At 58.4% G+C, this 18,864-nt stretch carries 13 protein-coding genes; 6 read left to right on the top strand and 7 right to left on the bottom strand.

Annotation, left to right across the window (positions count from 1 at the left end):
* The first annotated feature begins 10 nt into the window (after nt 1-10).
* A complete protein-coding gene (locus tag OKC28_RS09435; RefSeq protein WP_125602290.1) occupies nt 11-916 on the top strand; it encodes a TIGR01777 family oxidoreductase in 906 nt (301 codons plus the stop codon).
* 83 nt (nt 917-999) lie between these two features.
* Here OKC28_RS09435 and OKC28_RS09440 read toward each other — a convergent pair whose 3' ends face one another.
* Nucleotides 1,000-3,447 (bottom strand): ABC transporter permease, encoded by a 2,448-nt coding sequence (locus tag OKC28_RS09440; protein ID WP_265452893.1) that lies wholly within the window; start codon nt 3,445-3,447, stop codon nt 1,000-1,002.
* Nucleotides 3,448-3,501: 54 nt separating this feature from the next.
* Nucleotides 3,502-4,200, bottom strand: a complete 699-nt coding sequence (locus OKC28_RS09445) for an ABC transporter ATP-binding protein (protein ID WP_005318003.1) — start codon at nt 4,198-4,200, stop codon at nt 3,502-3,504.
* Between OKC28_RS09445 and OKC28_RS09450 the strand changes: the two genes are divergently transcribed.
* Nucleotides 4,199-4,798: an arylesterase gene (locus OKC28_RS09450; RefSeq protein WP_270688920.1), complete on the top strand. Its 600-nt coding sequence runs from the start codon at nt 4,199-4,201 to the stop codon at nt 4,796-4,798. The genes OKC28_RS09445 and OKC28_RS09450 overlap by 2 nt on opposite strands.
* 89 nt (nt 4,799-4,887) lie before the next feature.
* On the opposite strand, the gene OKC28_RS09455 is transcribed toward OKC28_RS09450, so the two are convergent.
* From OKC28_RS09455 to trhA, 4 genes are all read right to left on the bottom strand, one after another.
* The gene (locus OKC28_RS09455; protein ID WP_021139650.1) at nt 4,888-5,832 is read right to left on the bottom strand and encodes a chemotaxis protein CheV; all 945 of its coding nucleotides are present in this window, start codon (nt 5,830-5,832) and stop codon (nt 4,888-4,890) included.
* Between the two features lie 326 nt (nt 5,833-6,158).
* On the bottom strand, nt 6,159-12,149 hold the full coding sequence (locus tag OKC28_RS09460; RefSeq protein WP_270688922.1) for a retention module-containing protein: 5,991 nt from the start codon (nt 12,147-12,149) through the stop codon (nt 6,159-6,161).
* A gap of 226 nt (nt 12,150-12,375) precedes the next feature.
* Entirely contained in the window at nt 12,376-14,037 is a 1,662-nt protein-coding gene (locus tag OKC28_RS09465) for a putative transporter (RefSeq protein ID WP_021140621.1), read from the bottom strand.
* A gap of 117 nt (nt 14,038-14,154) precedes the next feature.
* Nucleotides 14,155-14,790: a PAQR family membrane homeostasis protein TrhA gene (gene trhA, locus OKC28_RS09470; RefSeq protein WP_021140622.1), complete on the bottom strand. Its 636-nt coding sequence runs from the start codon at nt 14,788-14,790 to the stop codon at nt 14,155-14,157.
* A 224-nt stretch (nt 14,791-15,014) separates the two neighbouring features.
* Between trhA and OKC28_RS09475 the strand changes: the two genes are divergently transcribed.
* The 3 genes from OKC28_RS09475 (at nt 15,015) to OKC28_RS09485 (ending at nt 17,510) form a co-directional block, all read left to right on the top strand.
* Nucleotides 15,015-16,550 carry a pyridoxal-dependent decarboxylase gene (locus tag OKC28_RS09475; RefSeq protein ID WP_021140623.1) on the top strand — a complete coding sequence of 512 codons (1,536 nt, stop codon included), beginning with the start codon at nt 15,015-15,017 and terminating at the stop codon, nt 16,548-16,550.
* Between the two features lie 85 nt (nt 16,551-16,635).
* Nucleotides 16,636-17,187 carry a septation protein A gene (locus OKC28_RS09480; protein ID WP_005318063.1) on the top strand — a complete coding sequence of 184 codons (552 nt, stop codon included), beginning with the start codon at nt 16,636-16,638 and terminating at the stop codon, nt 17,185-17,187.
* Nucleotides 17,188-17,213: 26 nt separating this feature from the next.
* Nucleotides 17,214-17,510 (top strand): YciI family protein, encoded by a 297-nt coding sequence (locus tag OKC28_RS09485; RefSeq protein ID WP_005318066.1) that lies wholly within the window; start codon nt 17,214-17,216, stop codon nt 17,508-17,510.
* An 81-nt stretch (nt 17,511-17,591) separates the two neighbouring features.
* Here OKC28_RS09485 and cysQ read toward each other — a convergent pair whose 3' ends face one another.
* Entirely contained in the window at nt 17,592-18,362 is a 771-nt protein-coding gene (cysQ, locus tag OKC28_RS09490; RefSeq protein WP_270688928.1) for a 3'(2'),5'-bisphosphate nucleotidase CysQ, read from the bottom strand.
* 166 nt (nt 18,363-18,528) lie between these two features.
* On the opposite strand from cysQ, the gene OKC28_RS09495 reads away from it, so the two are divergent.
* Nucleotides 18,529-18,849 (top strand): ComEA family DNA-binding protein, encoded by a 321-nt coding sequence (locus OKC28_RS09495; protein ID WP_021140625.1) that lies wholly within the window; start codon nt 18,529-18,531, stop codon nt 18,847-18,849.
* Nucleotides 18,850-18,864 lie beyond the last annotated feature (15 nt).

An 18,864-nucleotide genomic window follows, 5' to 3' on the forward strand; every position in this document is an offset into this window, starting at 1 on the left:
GAGTATGGATATGAAAATATTGATCACGGGAGGAACCGGCTTTATCGGCCGCCGCCTGGTGGCACATCTCAAGGTGCAGCACGAGGTAGTGGTGTTGACCCGTCAGGGGAGCCGCGCCTACGACCTGCTCGGCCATGACATCAAGCTGCTCGACAATCTGGATCGGCTCGACGACCTCAACGACGTGGATGCTGTTATTAATCTGGCGGGGGAGCCCATCGCCGCCGGGCGCTGGAGCGAGCAACGCAAACAGCTGCTGTGTGACAGCCGCTGGCTGCTGACCGAACAGCTGGTCGACCTCATCAAGCTCTCCAGCACACCGCCCAAGGTGTTGATCAATGCCTCCGCCATCGGCTGGTATGGGCGGCAGGGGGAGACGCCGCTGGATGAAGAGTGCAAGACTCCCCACGACGAATTTACCCATCAACTCTGTCAGCAATGGGAAACCCTGGCGCAAGAGGCTCGCAGCACCCACACCCGGGTCTGTATAGTGCGTATCGGCCTGGTGCTCGGCGCCGATGGTGGCGCCCTGCCCAAGATGCTGCCCCCCTATCAGCTCGGCCTCGGCGGCCCCATGGGATCAGGCCAGCAGGTCATGAGCTGGATCCACATTCAGGATCTGGTGCGCGCCATGCTGTTCCTGCTGGAGCACGACGAGTATGACGGCATCTTCAACGGTACGGCCCCCCACCCCGTCAGCAATCGCGAGTTCAGCCAAACCCTTGCAACTACTCTGCACCGACCGCATCTCTTCTTCGTCCCCGCACTGGCGCTGCGACTGCTGATGGGAGAGGCGGCCGACCTGCTGCTCACCGGCCAGAAAGTGCTGCCGGCCCGCCTGCAAGAGGCCGGTTTTCACTTCACCTTTCCCGAGCTGCCCCAGGCCCTCACCAACCTGCTGCACCGGCCACGCTGAACCTGTTTCGGCAAGACGATTGCCGAAAATAACAAGCCCGGCCATGTGGCCGGGCTTGTTGCATTTGCGCAAAGAGCAAGGGACTAGAGCAGCCCCTGACCGAGCCCGCGCAGACGATCGCTCAGGGTGCCCGCCAGCAATTGACGCTGCATTCCCTGCCCCGCCAACGTCACCAGCAGGGCGCCCAGCAAGGGCAAACCGCCCCAGATGGCCCAGTGGAACTGCCACTGCCCCTCGAACCACCACCATTGCAGGCCAAAGGAGCAGAGCTCGACCACCATGGCGGCGCACAGCCCCGCCAGCAGGCCACTGGCAACCAGCTCCCAGCGCAGCATCTTCTTGAGCAGGTCGCTACTGGCCCCCAGGGTGCGCATCAGCAACAGCTCGCGACGGCGGTGGGCCATGCTGGCCTGGGTCTGGGTCAGCAACACCAGCAGGGCAGCCACCGTCACCAGACCCAGCATCAGACCGAGCGCCCGGCTCACCTGATCAGACACAGCCGTCAGCCGCACTATCAGATCGTCTACATCGATGAGACTCACAGTGGGATGACGACGGATGATCTCCACCTCTGCAGCTCTGCCCTGCTCCGGCAGCCGATAGCTGCCAAGCCAGGTCTGGGAGAAGGAGGCCAGCATGTCAGGGGAGAAGATCATGTAGAAATTGGGCCGCATGTTGTCCCACTTGATGGCCCGCAAACTGGTGACCTGCGCCTTGAAGCTGCGCCCCTCTATGGTGAAGCCCAGGGTATCGCCGAGCGCTATGTCGAGTCGCTTGGCCAGGTCCTGGTCCACCGACACCTGGCCGGGCCCATCCAGCCAGCGTCCATCGGTCAGACGATTGTCTGGCGGCAGGCTGGCCGTGGTGGTGAAGTTAAGTTCGCGGTTCACCCCTTCCCGCCCATCCTCGTCGTTGTCTCGCACCGCCTCGCTGGCGATGCTGACCAGCCGGCCCCGTACCATGGGATAGAAATCCGAGGTCAAGGCACCCGCCTGGCGCAACTCGGCGAGGATCCCTTCCCGTTCGTGATCGGCCACGTTGACCAGGAAGCGGTTGGGGGCATCCACCGGCAAGCGGGCGGAAAACTCGTCGAGCAGGTCAACCCGTGCCGCCCACAGCAGGCCAAACAGCATGAGCGCCAGCGCAAAGCCAGCCAGCTGGAACAGGCCGCTGCCACGCTCGCGGGAGAGGTGATTGATGGCAAGGCGCAGCGCATGGGGCCCCTTGACCCGACGACCAAGCCGCAGCAGCAGGGAAGCGATCAGCGCCAGCAGCCCCATCAGCAGGCCCATGCCACCGATCAGCCCCAACGCCAGGGTCGCATCCGCGGTAAAGCCCCACACCAGACCAAACAGCCCCAGCAAACCGACCGGCAACGCCAGCCAAGGCGGGATCCCAGCCTCCAGCTCACGACGCAGCACCCGCAGTGGCGGTACCTTCAGCAGACGCAGGAAGGGCACAAAGGCCAGCAGCAGTGTGATGAAGAAGGCGACCGCCAGACCGAGGGCAAAAGGTCGCCAGGACGGCGGAGGCAGATCGGCCGGCAGCAGATTGCCCAACAGATGCAGGGTCAGCCACTGCATGGCACTGCCCGCCACCAGACCGAGCAGGGCACCGACCAGGGTCAGTGACAGCAGCAGCGAGCCCATCAGTTGCCAGAGCGTACGACGGGACGCCCCCAGCGTCTTGAGCAGTGCCACCATATTGGTCTGCCGCTCGGCGAAGTGGCGCACCGCTATGCCCATGGCCAGCGCCCCCAGCAGCACCCCTGCCAGGGAGGCGAGCCGGAAAAAGCGCTCGGCATTGGCCAGTGAGCGACCCACCTGGGAGCCCTGATCGTCCGGCTTGATAAGTTTCTGTCCCGCTTTCAGTTTGGGTTTGAGCCAGCGCTCATAGCTGGCTACGTCCTCGCGCGCGCCTTTGAACAGGTAACGCCACTGCTGGCGGCTGCCCGGCAGCAGTGCGCCGGTCGCCTCGATATCATCACTGTGGATCAGCGCCCTTGGCGCCAGCAGGAAGGGACTGAAGCCCTGATCCGGCTCCTGGCCCAGCACACCTGCCACCTTGAGGTGGGTATTGCCCACCTCCAGCTCATCCCCAATTTTTGCCTCCAGCAATTGCATCACCCGGGCCGAGAGCCAGATCTCGCCCGGGGCCGGTGCTCGCTGGGGAGTCAGCTCCAGCTTGCCATAGAAGGGGAACTCGCTCGGCACGGCACGGATGGAGGCCAGCTGCAGCGCATCGCCATGAAACAGCATGCTGTTGAAGCTGACCGTCGTCTGCACGGAGAGGCCCGCTTTTTCTGCCTGCTTGAGCCAGTCAGCTGGCGCAGGTGTGGCCGAGCGCAGCGCCCGGTCGGCACCGATAAAGTCGCGCCCCGATGCCTTGAGTCCGGCATCCAGTCTGTCCGCTACCAGGGCCACGCTCAGCACGCAGGCCACACTCAGCGCCAGCGCCAGCACAAACCAGCGCAACTCGCCGTTGAAGCCTTCTCGCCGCAACAGGCGCAATCCCAATCGCCACTGCATCATGCGTCACCACTCCCGTTCAATCGGCCAACCTTGCAGTCATATCCAGGCATTCTCTTATGCACGCTGCACCTCATGTTGTTCGACCTCCAGTCGTCCTGCCGCCATCACCAGTTGCCGCTGGCAACGCTGGGCCAAGTCGTGATCATGGGTGACCACCACCAGGGTGGTGCCATATTCACGATTGAGCTGGAACAAGAGTTCGATCACTGTCTCGCCGGTCTTGCTGTCGAGATTGCCGGTCGGTTCATCAGCCAGCAGCAGGCTGGGACGGGTCATGAAGGCGCGCGCTATGGCAACCCGCTGCTGCTCGCCACCGGAAAGGCGCGGTGGCAGATGGTGGAGACGCTCGCTGAGCCCCACCGCCGCCAGCAGCTCGCGGGCTCTGGGCTCACAGCGGGTCTCGCCACGCAATTCGGCTGGCAACATCACATTCTCAAGCGCACTCAGGGTAGGCAACAGCAGGAAGGACTGGAAGATAAAGCCGACCTGCTCAGCACGCAGGCGGGCACGGCCCTCCTCGTCCAGCTGCACCAGCGACTGCCCGAGGATCTCGATATCCCCTTCGCTCGGCAGATCCAGTCCAGCCAGCAGCCCCAGCAGGGTAGACTTGCCCGAGCCTGAGGCGCCGACCAGCGCCAGTGTCTCGCCGGTATTGACTTGCAGGTCGATCCCTTCAAGGATGGTGAGGCTTTCCTGGCCCAGGCTAACGGTTTTGCCCAGGCCCTTGACGACAATAATGGGAGTTGAATTCATGACGCGTTTCCTGTTCGCCTTATGTTGCCTAGTTTCATCGGTACAGGCACAAACCCTGATGGTATTGGGTGACAGCCTGAGTGCAGGTTATCAGATGCCGGCGGAGCAGAGCTGGCCTGCCCTGCTCAACCAGAAATGGCAGCAGCAAGGGGGCGAGCATCAGCTTATCAATGCCAGCATCAGTGGTGAAACAACGCAAGGGGCCCTGGCCCGCCTGCCCGCTCTGCTCAAGGAGCATCAACCGGACTGGGTACTGATTGAGCTGGGTGGCAACGACGGTTTGCGAGGGTTCGCCCCCGCCATCACCCGTGACAATCTGGCCAGGATGGTGGCCTTGACCAAGGAGCTGCAAATCAAGACAGTGCTGACCCAAATCCAGCTGCCCCGCAATTACGGGGCCCGCTACCTGCGCCAGTTCGAGCAGATCTTTCCGGAGCTGGCCGCCGCCAATGCGCTGCCACTGATGCCCTTCTTCATGGATGATATTGTGTTGCGCCCTGAACTCATGATGAACGATGGCATCCACCCCACGGCGGCGGCGCAGCCGCTGATCCGCGACCGGGTGGCCAGCTTTATCGAGCCCCTCTTGACCCAATAATGCCCCCAGTATCACCCTATACGCACTATCGGGCCCTGTCGGCCCAAAACAAAGATCCCGCCGAAGCGGGATCTTTGTTTCCATGACCATCAGCGTTCCAGTATCTGGCGCAGCCGCTCCTGTGCCACCCCGACCAGCAGGTCCGGCTGGAATTTGGAGATGAAGCGGTCACACCCCACCTTCTTGACCATGGCCTCGTTGAAATTGCCGCTCAGGGAGGTATTGAGCGTGATGAAGAGATCCGACATGCGGGCATCGCTGCGGATCTCGTGGGTCAGGCGATAGCCATCCATCTCCGGCATCTCGGCATCCGTGATCATCAGCAAGATTTCGTCAGTCACCTTCTTGCCCGCATCGCACCAGCCCTTGAGCAGATTGAGCGCCTCCAGGCCATCCTGGCATTCGATTACCTCAAGGCCCAGCTGGGCCAAGGTTTCACGCACCAGATTGCGGGCCGTGCTGGAGTCATCGACGATGAGCACCTTGCGACCATTCATCTGCGGCAATATGGCCAGGTCCAGCACCTCTTCCGAGATTCGGATGTCGTAGGTGATGATCTCGGCCAGCACCTTCTCCACGTCGATGATCTCGACGATCTGGTCGACGCCATCTTCGGGAACCCGGGTAATGGCCGTCAGATAGTTCGCCCGCCCGGCGGAGCGCGGGGGGGGCAAAATATCCTTCCAAGTCATGTTGACGATGTGGGCTACCTGCCCCACCAGAAAGCCCTGAATGGTGCGGTTGTATTCGGTGATAATGAGGTTGGACTCGCTATCGATGGGCATGGCGCGCATGCCAATGGCGCTGCGCAGGTTGATCACGGGGATAGAGGTGCCACGGATGTTGGCCACCCCGCTGATGTTGTGGTGCGCCCCCGGCATTTTGTTGAGATGGGGCAGCTTGACCACTTCCCTCACCTTGAAGACGTTGATAGCAAACAGTTGTCGGGATCCCAAACGGAACATCAACAACTCCAGACGGTTCTCCCCTACCAGCTGGGTACGTTGATCCACTGAATCCAATATGCTCGCCATATAAAGCCCTTACGTCCGTTGCCCGAGTCTCGCCATAGTATAGAAGGGTCAGAATCCCAACACGACCCGTATTCTTATCCTATGTCGGCCAGATGATGACGGAACTTGATGAAAAAAATCGAGAATCGGCTCAAAGCCGGTCTCTCCCCACACTTGTCAGCAGCCAAATGGCTGACCCGCAGCCCTTTCGGCCCCGGGTGTGGGCCAGACGTTTACGATGCGCAGCCAAATCCCCTGCCATCACCGCCAGTGGATGCACCTTCCGTTGGCCAGACATAAAAAAAGCGGCAGATTGCTCTGCCGCTTTTGACTGACTTCAAACCGGATTACTTGTCGATATCCAGCATGTTGTTGCTCAGCATGTAGTCGATCACCTGGGAAGAGGTGGACGCCGCGCTGCCGGTAAGGCTGTCGAACGTGTGGTTCATCAGCACTATCTCCTGAGTCACTGACGCCGTACTGCTCTCCTTGACCTGCAAGTGAACCCCTTCGCTGTCCTGGAACACAGAGAGCAAGCCCTTCAGATCGTTCTGGTTGTGAGAACCATCGTGATCCAGCAGGTCGCTCAGATCCAGCTTGTCACCTTCCAAACGGTTGGTGGTGCCTGACCCCTGGTTGAAGTCCATGATGTAATCCTTGGTCAGGGAGCCGGATACCGTATCTCCCTTGTTCCATACAAAGGTATCTGCACCTTCATCACCACGCAAAACATCATTGCCAAGACCACCAATCAGGATGTCATTGCCCAAGCCACCACGCAGGGCATCGTTATGACTGCCGCCATCAATATAGTCATCACCGGTATGACCAAACAGAATGTCGGAGCCTGACTGCCCATAGATCTTGTCATTGCCGCTGCCACTATTGACCACATCAGCTCGGTGACTGCTGACATCAACACTCAACAACAGACCATCACCATTCAGCATGGCCCCACTGCCGGAGAGACTGCCGGTCATGATGTGGTGGGCCTTGAGCTGATCCACGGTCAATTGCAGAGAGTCATCAGTACCGAACCCATCAGCCGCGGTCTTGCCAGCGTAGATGACATCATTTCCGCTGCCCGTTTCCACATGGTCATTACCAGCACCACTGCTGATGACCTGATCAGCACTCCCCTTGTTGTAGCAGGTGCCGGTATGAACATGAGCCGTACCGCCACTGCTGGTGATGATTTCACCAAGCAAGTTGCCACCGAAGAAGACATCGAGGCGATCAGCGTTAGCCGCGTTTTCACCATTGCGCACCAGGATCGAGTCATTAAGGTCGGTACCATCCACAGTCAGTAGCAGATGGACAGGCACCCCGTTGCTGTCAACCGGGTTGACGCTGATAGTCAAAGTGCTGTTCATGGTATCGCCGTCACCATCACGCGCGCTGTAACTGAACACCTCGCGCGCATTGGCAGGGATCTGACTGCCATTCTTGGTGACCTGATAGGTGTAGGCACCGTTTGCCAGAATGGTAAGCACCCCGTAGAGACCAACCACCTGGGTACCAGCACCATTGGTGTAGGTGGTCGAGCTGCTGCCAACCCCGTAACCAATCACACTCAAGCTACCGTCTGCACCGGCATGATCATTGAACAACACGTTGCCAGTGGTCTGCGGCAGCTGGTAACCCGCCCCCTCAACCAACTTGACGATCAGATCGAAGCTATTGGTTGCATTTTCTTTGGTGTAGATAGTCTTAACCACATTGCCATTTGTATCGCGGAAACCTAGCACCTCAAGAGTGTAAGCCTTGCCTTCAAAGTTGAATGTGGCGGTTGTGTTGCCGATAGAGATGATGTCATCACCATTTCCCCATATATCGTTGGGGGTCTCGTTATGATTGAAATTCACAACGAGTTTTATCGGCGTTACTCGACCCAGCGCATCTGTAACAGAGAAGGTAACCTCCATTTTTGCAGCACTGATGGCATCGTCATAAATCGGGTTGTTATAGTGGGTGAATGTTCCCAGCTTGATCTCTTCATTAATCGGAATTGCACCGTTCAATGCGGCATCATTGTCCATGAAACCGTAGCCAGAGGGATTGTTGCGGCCTCCCCAGCGAATTTGATCCAACCCGGAGTCATTGTCATTAGAGTCTCCCCTAGTCACCGAGGAGCCACCTCTCCAATCAGTCCAGTTTGCCTCGATACCGCTGACATCAAACGAATCAACCAGAACACTCACTCGGGCATCATCGACCACTGCAACCGGCACATCATCGCGCACAGCCAAGTCAAACGAACCGGTGGCAGTCTCAGCTCCAGATTTGCTTACCTCATAGTTGACGGTACAGCGCAGTTCATCCTGACTGGTCAACGCTGTGCTCTGACCATCCACTGTGTGGCTAAGCGGCTTGAGCAGAGTAAAGGTGTAGCTCGGTGGATTGGCACTGTTATCCACCGTCACAGTAAACGCCACATTGGCAGGGTTGTTGCCAAAGTACCCTTTGAGCCCGGCGCCATCCTGAACAACATTGACCGGCTGGCCATCAATACCTGCAATCCCGCTCAAGCCCGTGATGCTCACCAGCTTGAGCTGTACCCCTGAAACGTTATTACCACTGCCGTCCGTCACTCCCAACGATTGAGTCACAGAGAGCGGGCCGTCAGTAGGCACACCAACAGGTTCAGGCAAGTGTGCATTTCCACCTGACAAACCATCTTCATCGACCAAACCGTTGCTCAGACGCAAAGACAGGTCATTGTCCGTAATGGTTCCGGCACCGGTCGCACCACCTACTGTCAGAGTCAAGGTTTCAGTCTGTTCTACCAGCTTGTCATTCACTGTCGGCACTGACACGGTAAAGCTCGTCACACCGGCTGGTACTGAGATTTTTCCTATGCTGCTGTTATAGGTTACACCGTGACTGAACTGCAGAGTTCCCCAGTCAGAGTTAGAGGCAGCATGAGTACCACTGCCCGCGATTGAGAGGCTGTACTCAGTCGCTACATTAGTCGCACCACTCAAGGTCACAACATGCTGCAAGGTAGCCCCTTCAACCACAGTGGCACTCGATACGCCGGTTACATCAGGGCGCGCCAGCGGGTTGACAGCAAAGCTGCCTTGCGAGCCGTCACCGTCCCGATCATAGGCCTTGAAGGTGAAGTCGATGTCGCCATCACCAACCGGGCGCTGCATCTCTGCATACTGGAAGAATTCCCACTTGCCGGTAGCAGGGGTAAATTCCAGACGGAACACCAGGGTGCCATCGCTGGCTTCGCCATACAGGGTATTGGGTAAGCCCGGTTTGCTGGAAATGGAAATCTCTTTACCAGTAGCTGTCATCAAACCCACTTCATTGGAGCCCAAAAGCCCTATATGTCCCTTGCCATCAGCCCCCCATTGCGGTGCCGCGGTCCCCGAGCCATAGGCAATTGCCTGTGGAGTAGAGGAGCCAAGGAACTCGATAGACTTGACGGTAAAGTCGCTGTTGTCCTTGACGTTGAAAGAATTGCCGTTATCGGTTGCTTTGATCACCATGGTGTCAAAACCACCTTGCTGAACCTGAAAGTTCTGGTTGTACTCTCCCCCCGCCGCATCCGACCTAAAGGGAAGTGTTGAGATCAGAACTCCGTCACGGTAGAACTCGACCACGCCGCTCTCCAGCTCACCACCGAACATCTTGCTGAACTCGATCTTGGCACCGTAAGCCACAGTGCCAGCATCCAGCTTGATCACAAGCTCTTCAGATACCCCTGAGCCATCGGCCAGTTTGCGGAAATCGACCTCGTTCTCAATGTTGTGGTAAGGGGCTGTCGAACTCTTGACACCAATCCCCTCACCAGATCCATTAACCTGCGCACCAGTCAGAGCCGTAGATGTTGAAGAGGAGAACCCTTTGGCAGTAATAGTGAACTTGCCACCATCAATGCTGGTGCTATTCCCGCTATAGCCGGTCAGGCTGAACTTGCCGGTCAACACATCCGGGATACTGGTTTTCACCAGAGCAACCGCAGCAGCATCGCCAGCGATCGGGGAGTCGTCTTCTACAGTGATGAGCAGTGAACCGACGGTTGTGGTCTGACCATCCGAAACAGAGACACCAATCTTGATGTCTTTTACATCCTCATTATCAGGATTCTGATGGTCAACCGGGGCCTTGAGGGTCACATCATAGCTCCAGTCACCCTTGGTGCTACCGGTAGGGGCAGTCAACTTCACATCGATGACCGCTTTGTAGTCCGCACCACCCAAGGTACCTGTGTACCCTGTCAACACCTTGGCTGAAGGATCCCAGCTCCACTTCACATCCACTCCGCCAGACTTGAGCCCAGATGGGCCAAAGAGGCTGACCGTCACGCTACTACTGTCAACATCCCCCACAGTAATAGTGCCGCTAGCAGCCTTCGCATTGGTGGTATCCGAATTGCCTACATCATCTTGCAATCCGTTTGCCAATCCCTCTTCAGACACGACTGCCGGTTTATTGATCACCACAGAAGGGGGAGCATCGTTGTCGGTGATGGTGGCGGTGCCGGTCACGCTCGGCGTGCCGCTGGTGCCCGCCGTCAGGGTGTACTGTTCATTGCCTTCGTAGGTGGTGTCGTCGAGGGTCTCGACATTGACCGCAAAGCCGGTGGTGCCCGCTGGCACGCTGACGCTGAAGCTGCCATCGGCGGCCACGGCCACGCTCTGGCTCACCCCACCAATCACTACCGTCACCGTGGTGCCGGTGAAGTCGACGCCTTTCTCGGCCGTGCCGCCCGCCAGGGTCAGGTTGACGGTGGTGGCCGTGGTACTGGCATTGGACAGGCTCACGCTGAAGGTGTTGGCACTGCCCTCCGCCACGCTGTCGCCTACCACGCGGCTCACCTTCGGCAGATCGGCCGCATCGGTAATAACCGTAATCACTTTTGCGGCTGACAAATCCAGCAGCTCAAAGTCCAACCCCCCTTCCGGCATTTGAATTCCGGTTACAAAGACCTCAAAGCTTTCTTCCCCTTCATATACAGAATCGGTCAGTGTCGAGATAGTAAAGGTGGCTGTTTTACCATCAGGTCCGATCACCGCTTGTGCTGTTTCCACGATGTCGTCACCGCTAGCGCTGATATAGCGATATGCCAAAGTAACAATACTTCCCTCCGGAGCCTCGTTGCTCAAGGTAACCGTATAAATGGCACTATCTGCCCCCTCGACAACCGAGCTTGGTCCCAGCAGGGTCACGGTGGTCACGTCGCTGTCATCCACCACGGTATTGCTGATGGTACCGGTGGTGGCCACCGCTTCGTAGTTGCCGCCACTGGTGCTGCCGATGGTGACGCTCAGGTCCTGCTCACCCTGCTGGTAGGCATCATCGCCGCGCACCGGAACCGGCTCGCTGTTGGCGCTGCTGGCCCCGACCGGAATGGTGATCACCACCCCGTTGGAGAGGGTCACGCTCAGCGGGCTGCCGGTCACCGGGTTGTTGACGCTGGCGGTGTAGACGATGCTGCCGCCCTCGACCACGTCCTGACCGGCGGTCGCCGAGCTCAGGGTCACGGTGGTGGTGTCAATGGTGTCATTAATCTGGGTGGTCGTTGAGGTGCCGGTGATTATCTGGTTGACCCCCCCCCCCTGAGTACCAGTGATCGAAACGATGAGCGTTGACGGGTCGACATAAGGGCTATCTGCCGGAGCCGCAACAGTGACTGAACCGGAACTCTGACCAACGGGTATGGTGATCACTGCGCCATTGGACAGCTGAATCACCAAGTCAGAACCAAAAACAGGCTCATTCAGTGTCGCAGTAAAGATGATAAATCCACCTTCACTCACCTGCGCATCAGCACTCAAGACAAGGTTGACGGATGTAAATAGAGGTTCATCTTCACCAACGGCATCACGCGGCGGCTCGCCATTGGCGTTGTAGGTGGTATCGAAGGTGGCTTCAGCTATGGTGGCATCGCCGGTACGATCTATGGTGACGAAGCCACCGTTGCCGCTGGCACCGGCCACACCACCTATGTTGCCACCGCCTGCGGCAGGAGCACCGCCGGCTGCAGCCGCTTCAAACGCCTGGGTCGGGTCGGCCCCGCCCAAAATGGCTTGTTGCAAAGCCGATATCTCATCAGGAGTGCCAGCGGCCACGTCCTGGTTCTGGGCCAGCAAAGGTGCCTGAGACGTTTCATCCTCAGCCTGCTGCTCGTTGGTCGGGCTCAGGGTGAAAGTCTGGTTGCCGCCGTTGAAACTGGCGCCCTCAGGAGTGATCAGCACCGCATCCCTGGGCAGGATATCGCCTTCGGCAAGCTGCTTCTGGCTGCCATCTGCGGCGACCAGGTAAATGTTGCCTTTCAACTGGGTAACAACGACGTCCTGTTCCAATGCGATTTTATGGCTGCTCATGTTCTCTCCTGAATCTCTATTGGCATGCAATATTCCACCGTCTAATGTGCCCGTGAATGACGCCAGAAACCAGTTAGAAAATTCGAATGGATAGACTGATTTGAGGCTAAACCGGCCGGTTAAACAGAAGGGTCAATGACGGAGGAGGTAAAAATAAAATCAAGATGATCAATGTGTTGCATTTTGATGACGGGAGCACATCACTGTGCTCCCGTCCGGGTCATGGTCAGACACCCGCCCACAGCAGGATGGCGAGCAACTGGGGGGAAATGATCCGCAGAAACATCACCAGGGGATAGACGGTGGCGTATGACAGGGCACTGGCACCACTGGTAGGGTGCATACCGTTGGCAAATGCCAGGGCGGGGGGATCCGTCATGGAACCCGCCAGCAAGCCGCACAGGGTGAGGTAGTTCATCTTGCCATACAGACGGGCCAGCACCCCGACCACCAGCAGCGGGATCAGGGTGATCGCCATACCGTACATCATCCAGGCCGGACCATCACCGTTGATCAAGGTGTCGACAAAGCCGGCACCGGACTTGAAGCCCACCACCGCCAGAAACAGCACTATGCCAATCTCCCGCAGCGCCAGGTTGGCACTCGGCGGCATAAACCAGTAGAGCTTGCCGATGCTGCCAATCCGCGACAGGATCAGCGCCACCACCAGCGGACCGCCCGCCAGACCCAGCTTGAGCGCCGCAGGGAACCCGGGCAGATAGAAGGGGATGGAGCCAAGCAGCACGCCAAGGCCGATGCCGATGAACACCGGCAGCATCTGCACCTGCTGCAGCTTCTGCTGCACGTTGCCCACCACATTGGTTACCGCCTCTATGGCGTCGAGTCGACCCACCAGGTTGAGGATGTCACCAAACTGCAGGCTGGTCTGACTGGTCGGCACCAGCTCGATACCGGCCCGGTTGAGGCGCGAGATGACAACGTCGTATTTCTGCTTGATGTCGAGATCGCGGATCTTCTTGCCAAGTACCTGCTCGTTGGTGACCACCACCCGCTCTACCCGCAGATCGGTGCCGCGAGTCGAGAGCGAGGTCTCCACCTCTTCCCCAAGCACCAGCAGTACCTTGTGCAGCGCATGCCGCTCACCCACCAGGTGCAGCAAATCACCGAGCTCGATGCGCGAATCCGACCGCGGCACCATCAGTTCCTCACCCCGTTTGAGGCGGGAGCAGATCACATCCGACTCGTCGAGACTCGGGATCTCGCAGAGCATCAGGCCATGCATATTGGGGTTGCGCACCGCAATATTGATGGTCTGCAGACTCTCCTTGGTCTTGCCTGCATGTTGCTCGAAATGGTCGGCTTCTTCGTCGATTTTGATGCGAAAAAACAGACGAACCAGCCACATGGTCAGCAGGATGCCACAGATGCCGAACGGATAGGCAACGGCATAGCCCATGCCCATCAAGCCGGTCGCGCCGGGGTCGGCCCCCAGCTCGGCCAGGATCTGCTGACCCGCACCGAGGGAGGGCGTATTGGTCACGGCGCCGGAGAAGACCCCGAGGATCACCGGCAAGGGTACATCGAACAGTTGATGCAGCCCTGCCGCGACCACACAACCAAGGATCACCAGCAAGGCGGCGAATCCGTTCAACTTGAGGCCGGAGCTGCGCAGGGAGGAGAAGAAGCCGGGACCGACCTGGATGCCGATGGTGTAGACAAACAGGATGAGACCGAACTCCTGAATGAAGTGCAGGGTTTGCTCATCGAGCGCCAGGTCCGACACTCCCGCGAAGTGGCCCACTATGATGCCACCGAACAGCACACCTCCTATTCCCAAGCCAACGCCATAGACCCGCCAGTTTCCCAGCCAGAGCCCCAGCACCGCCACCAGCGACAACATGCTGATGGAAAGCGCGATATCACTCATCGTGTGCATCCTTTGCGAATTGAACTTTCCCTAGCTTGTCAGCAAACGCTGACGCCAACTGTGTGATACCGCACGATTTTATCCTTCTTCGCGGCAAAAATACCAATTAAGGGCTAGTCAAGCGATGTAACCATAAATGGCCATAAAGTGACAAACACTGCCACCCAGCACGAACAGATGCCAGATGGCGTGGTTGTAAGGAATCCGCTTGGCCACGTAGAAGATGACCCCCAGGCTGTAGATGAGACCACCGAGCCCGAGCAGCAACAAGCCCTCGCCCTCCAGATGGAGGTAAAGCTGATAGATGACTACCAGCGACAACCAGCCCAGCATCAGATAGGTAAACAGCGACAATTTTTCGAATCGGTGGATGAAGAACAGCTTGAACACCACCCCCGCCAGTGCCAGCCCCCAGATCACCACCATCAGCCCCTGGGCCAGCGGGGTATCGAGCGCCACCAGCAGGAAAGGGGTATAAGTGCCAGCGATCAACAGATAAATGGCACAGTGATCAAACACCTTGCACCAACGTCTGGCACTTCCCTCCGCCATGCTGTGATAGAGGGTCGAGGCAAGATAGAGCAGCACCAGGCTGCCGCCATAGAGGCTATAGCTGATAAGCGCCTGGGTGCCCTGCCCCCAACCCTTGTTCAACAGCAGGATCAAGCCCAGGATCCCGAACACCAGCCCCAAGCCGTGGCTGAGGCGATTGGCCAACTCCTCGCGGGGAGAATAATCCGTCACACTGCTCATAACATACTCCTGCCCAAACTGGGCTCACTCTAGCCGCCGCCATTTCAGAGTACAAGTGTTAGCTTAAATGGAGCATCATCTGATTGGGCCCATCCCCATGATACGCTCATGGCTGTCACCCGTTTACCTTTGGTGTATGCTCTGCGGCCGATGCCCACGTCGCTGTCGCTGCCACGGTTGCTCACCTCCCGGTGACACCCTGGCAACCTGGTCTGGAGAACCTGATGAAGTTGACTGAACTGTTTGCACTACCGGATCCGGCCTTCGGTCAGGCCATGACGGCCCTGCTGGAGACCTTCCATCACTCGGATGACAGTCAGGCCCCCTACCAGCACGACCACTTCACCCACCAGCTCGATCAATCCCGGATGCCCACTGTCGGCATCTCGATGGATGACTATCTGGCGCGACTGGCAACCCTGGTGCCAGGGGCCTCCCATCTGACCTCCCCACGCTACATGGGGCACATGACGGCGCCACTGCCCGCCTTCACCGCCGAGTTGTCACGCCTGCTGGTGATGCTCAACCAGAATCCGATGAAAATGGAGTCCTCCCGCCTGCTCAGCTTTCTGGAGCGGGAGGTGCTGGCCAAATTGCACCGTCTCATCTATCGCGCCGATGATGCTTTTTATGGCGAGCAGATGCATGCCAAGGATGCCGCCCTCGGCGTCATGACCAGCGGCGGTACCATCGCCAACGTCACCGCCCTCTGGCTGGCTCGCAACCGCGCCTGCGGTGACAACCTGTTCGCCCTCTACGAGCAGGGCTATCGGGGCGCAGTGATACTGGGATCCCGGCTGATGCATTACTCCTTCGACAAGGGGATGGATCTGCTGGGGCTGGGTGCACACAGCGTCTGGCGGCTCGCTACCGACGACCAGAACCGGCTCGACATGGCCGAACTGGAGCAGGCACTCATCCAGTGCAAGAAGCAGAAGTTAAAAGTGCTGGCACTGGTCGGGGTAGCCGGCAGTACCGATTTTGGCTCCATCGATCCCCTGCCCGAGCTGGCGGCCATTGCGGCGCGCGAGCAGATCCACTTCCACGTGGATGCCGCCTGGGGCGGCCCGACCCTGTTCTCCCCCCGCTATCAGGGGCTGCTTGCAGGAATTGAACTGGCCGATACCGTGACCCTGGATGGTCACAAGCAACTGCTGGTACCGCTCGGTACCGGCATGCTGCTCTGCCGCCAGCCAGACCTCATGATGACGGTCAAGCGAGAAGCACCCTACGCCATCCGTGCCAGCTCCTTTGATCAGGGCCGCTTTACCCTGGAAGGCACCCGTCCCGCCAATGCCCTCTATCTGGACGCGGTCTTCCAGCTGTTTGGCCAGCAGGGTTACGCCCGGCTTATCGAAGCCAACTACGACAGAGCCAGATTGATGGCGGATCTCATCAACAAGGATCCCGCCTTCGAGCTAATGTCGGCCCCTGTGATGAACCTGCTCTCCTACCGCTGCATTCCGCCCCATCTACAGGGCAAAGCGCTCGATGAGGCGGCCAACGACCAGATCAACCAGTTCAACGTCGCCCTGCAAAAAGCCCAGCGGGCCGAGGGGCATAGCTTTGTCTCCCGCACCCAGCGAGCCGTAGGGCGCTATGGTGTCCAGCCGCTCACCCTGCTGCGCGCCGTGCTGCTCAACCCGCTGATTGAGGAGCGCCATATTCGCGAGCTGCTGGCGGATCAACAACGCCTCGGCGCCAACATTGCCCGGCAGTTATTCGGCCAGGCAAGCGGCAGGGAACTGGACGCCAAATGAGCGGTCTTATTCATTTGCCGTTGTCTACCTTGCAGGTAGACTGGACAAAATTTTGAGGTCTATTTTTGAGGGCTATGAGCCAGACATGAAGCAATTTATTGAATTTATTCCACTTATCGTTTTCTTCGCGGTCTACAAGTTCTACGACATCTACACGGCTACCGGCGCCCTTGTCGTCGTGACCGGTCTGCAACTCATCTATAGCTGGGTGCGTTACCGCAAAGTCGAGAAGATGCAGCTCTTTACCTTCCTCTTGGTCGGCTTCTTCGGCGGTCTCACCGTCTTCTTCCATGACGACGCCTTCATCAAGTGGAAAGTCACCGTCATCAACATCTTGTTCGCGCTGGGCCTGCTCATCAGCCGCTACGGCTTTGGCAAGAACCTCATCAAGCAGATGCTGGCCAAGGAGCTGCAAGCCCCCGATGCCATCTGGGATAGAGTCAATCTCGCCTGGGTTGGCTTCTTTACCGTCTGCGGCCTGCTCAACCTCTATGTGGCCTTCAACTTGCCGCAAGAGATGTGGGTCAATTTCAAAGTGTTCGGCTTGCTCGGCATGACGCTGGTGTTTACGCTGCTGAGCGGTGTCTACCTTTACCGCCACCTGCCGGCCGAGCAGAAAGGCGAACTGAAAAAATAATCGCCATCAAGAAGAAGGATTGTCTCATGTGGTATCTCATCTACTCCGAGGATGTTCCCAACAGCCTGCCCCTGCGCAAACAGGTCCGTCCTGCCCACCTGGCCCGCCTGCAGGCGCTGCAGGATGAGGGACGACTGCTGACTGCAGGTCCCAACCCGACCATAGATGCCGACGATCCGGCCGATGCGGGTTTCTCCGGCAGTACCGTCATCGCTGAATTTGCCAGCCAGGCCGATGCAAAGGCCTGGGCAGATGACGATCCCTATGTGGCAGCCGGTGTCTACGCCAAGGTCACCATCAAGCCCTACAAAAAGGTGTTTTGAGCTCAGGTGGTGGGCGAAAATGCAAAAGGCCGGACACTGTCCGGCCTTTTCACATTTGTGCTGCCCTTGCTTAAAGGTCGCTCAGGCCCGCGCAACAAACCAGGGGTTGAGAATATCGGGCTTGTTGTAGGCAAGGGGTGACCCATCGAGCTGGGTCACGCTGCCCCCTGCCCCTTCCAGCACGGCCTGCGCCGCTGCCGTATCCCACTCGCAAGTAGGTGCGAGGCGTGGATAGAGCTCGGCCCCCCCTTCGGCAATGATGCAGAACTTGAGAGAGCTGCCCATGGAAACCAGCTCAATCTCGCCCCGCTCTATGTCACCAAAGCGCGCCAGATAATCGAGGGTCTCCCGGGACAGGTGGTTACGACTGCCCACCACCCGCCATGGCGCCCCGTCCTGATGAGGCAAGGTCTGGATGGCTTCACGCTTGCCATCGGCCACACGCCAGGTACCCATCCCCTTGCCGCCATACCAGAGCCGGTCCAGCACGGGGGCATAGACCAGACCCCACAGCGGCTTGCCATCCTCAATCAGCGCGATATTGACGGTGAACTCGCCGTTGCGGGAGACAAACTCCTTGGTGCCGTCGAGCGGATCCACCAGCCAGTAACGGGACCAGCCATGGCGCAACCCCATCACCTCTGGGGCGGACTCCTCCGAAAGCACAGGAATATCGGGGGTGAGCCCTGTCAACGCCTGCACTATCACCTCATGAGCACCCTTGTCGGCGGCGGTCAGCGGGCTCTCGTCCCCCTTGTACTCCACCGTAAAGGGCTGGCTGTAGATGGCCATAATGATGTCACCGGCAGCGCGGGCGATGGGCTCCAGCTCGGAAATTGCAGGGAAAAACATAGAAAAGACATCCTGGTCAAATGGTTAGCACAGTGTACCCATTTTGGGCAAAAGAGGCTTATAGCCGTTTGCTCTGACTTATAAAGTGTCATAAATGACAGACAAAAAGTGGCGCGACTCGGCTAATTCTCAATAGTGATTCCACACAACACAAGGACGTGAAGCCATGAACTACAAGACCCTGACCGCCACCCTGCTGCTGAGCTGCCTGCCCCTGTTGAGCCAGCCTTTGCTGGCCGCCGACAAGCCGGCTGCCAAGCCAGCGACCACGGTCACCACCGCCAAGGAGAGTGGCAAGGTGAACCTGAATACGGCCAGTATCAATGAGTTAACTGCTCTCAAAGGGATCGGAGAGAAGAAGGCGCAGGCCATCGTCGATTTTCGTGAGAAACAGGGCAAGTTCACCACGGTTGAACAACTGGCGGATGTCAGCGGCATAGGGCCGGCAACTCTGGAAGCAAATCGGGACATGATCATCGTCAAATAGCCGGTTTGGACCTCT

The sequence above is a fragment of the Aeromonas sp. D3 genome (assembly GCF_027705025.1).
Taxonomy (GTDB): Bacteria; Pseudomonadota; Gammaproteobacteria; order Enterobacterales; family Aeromonadaceae; genus Aeromonas; species Aeromonas salmonicida.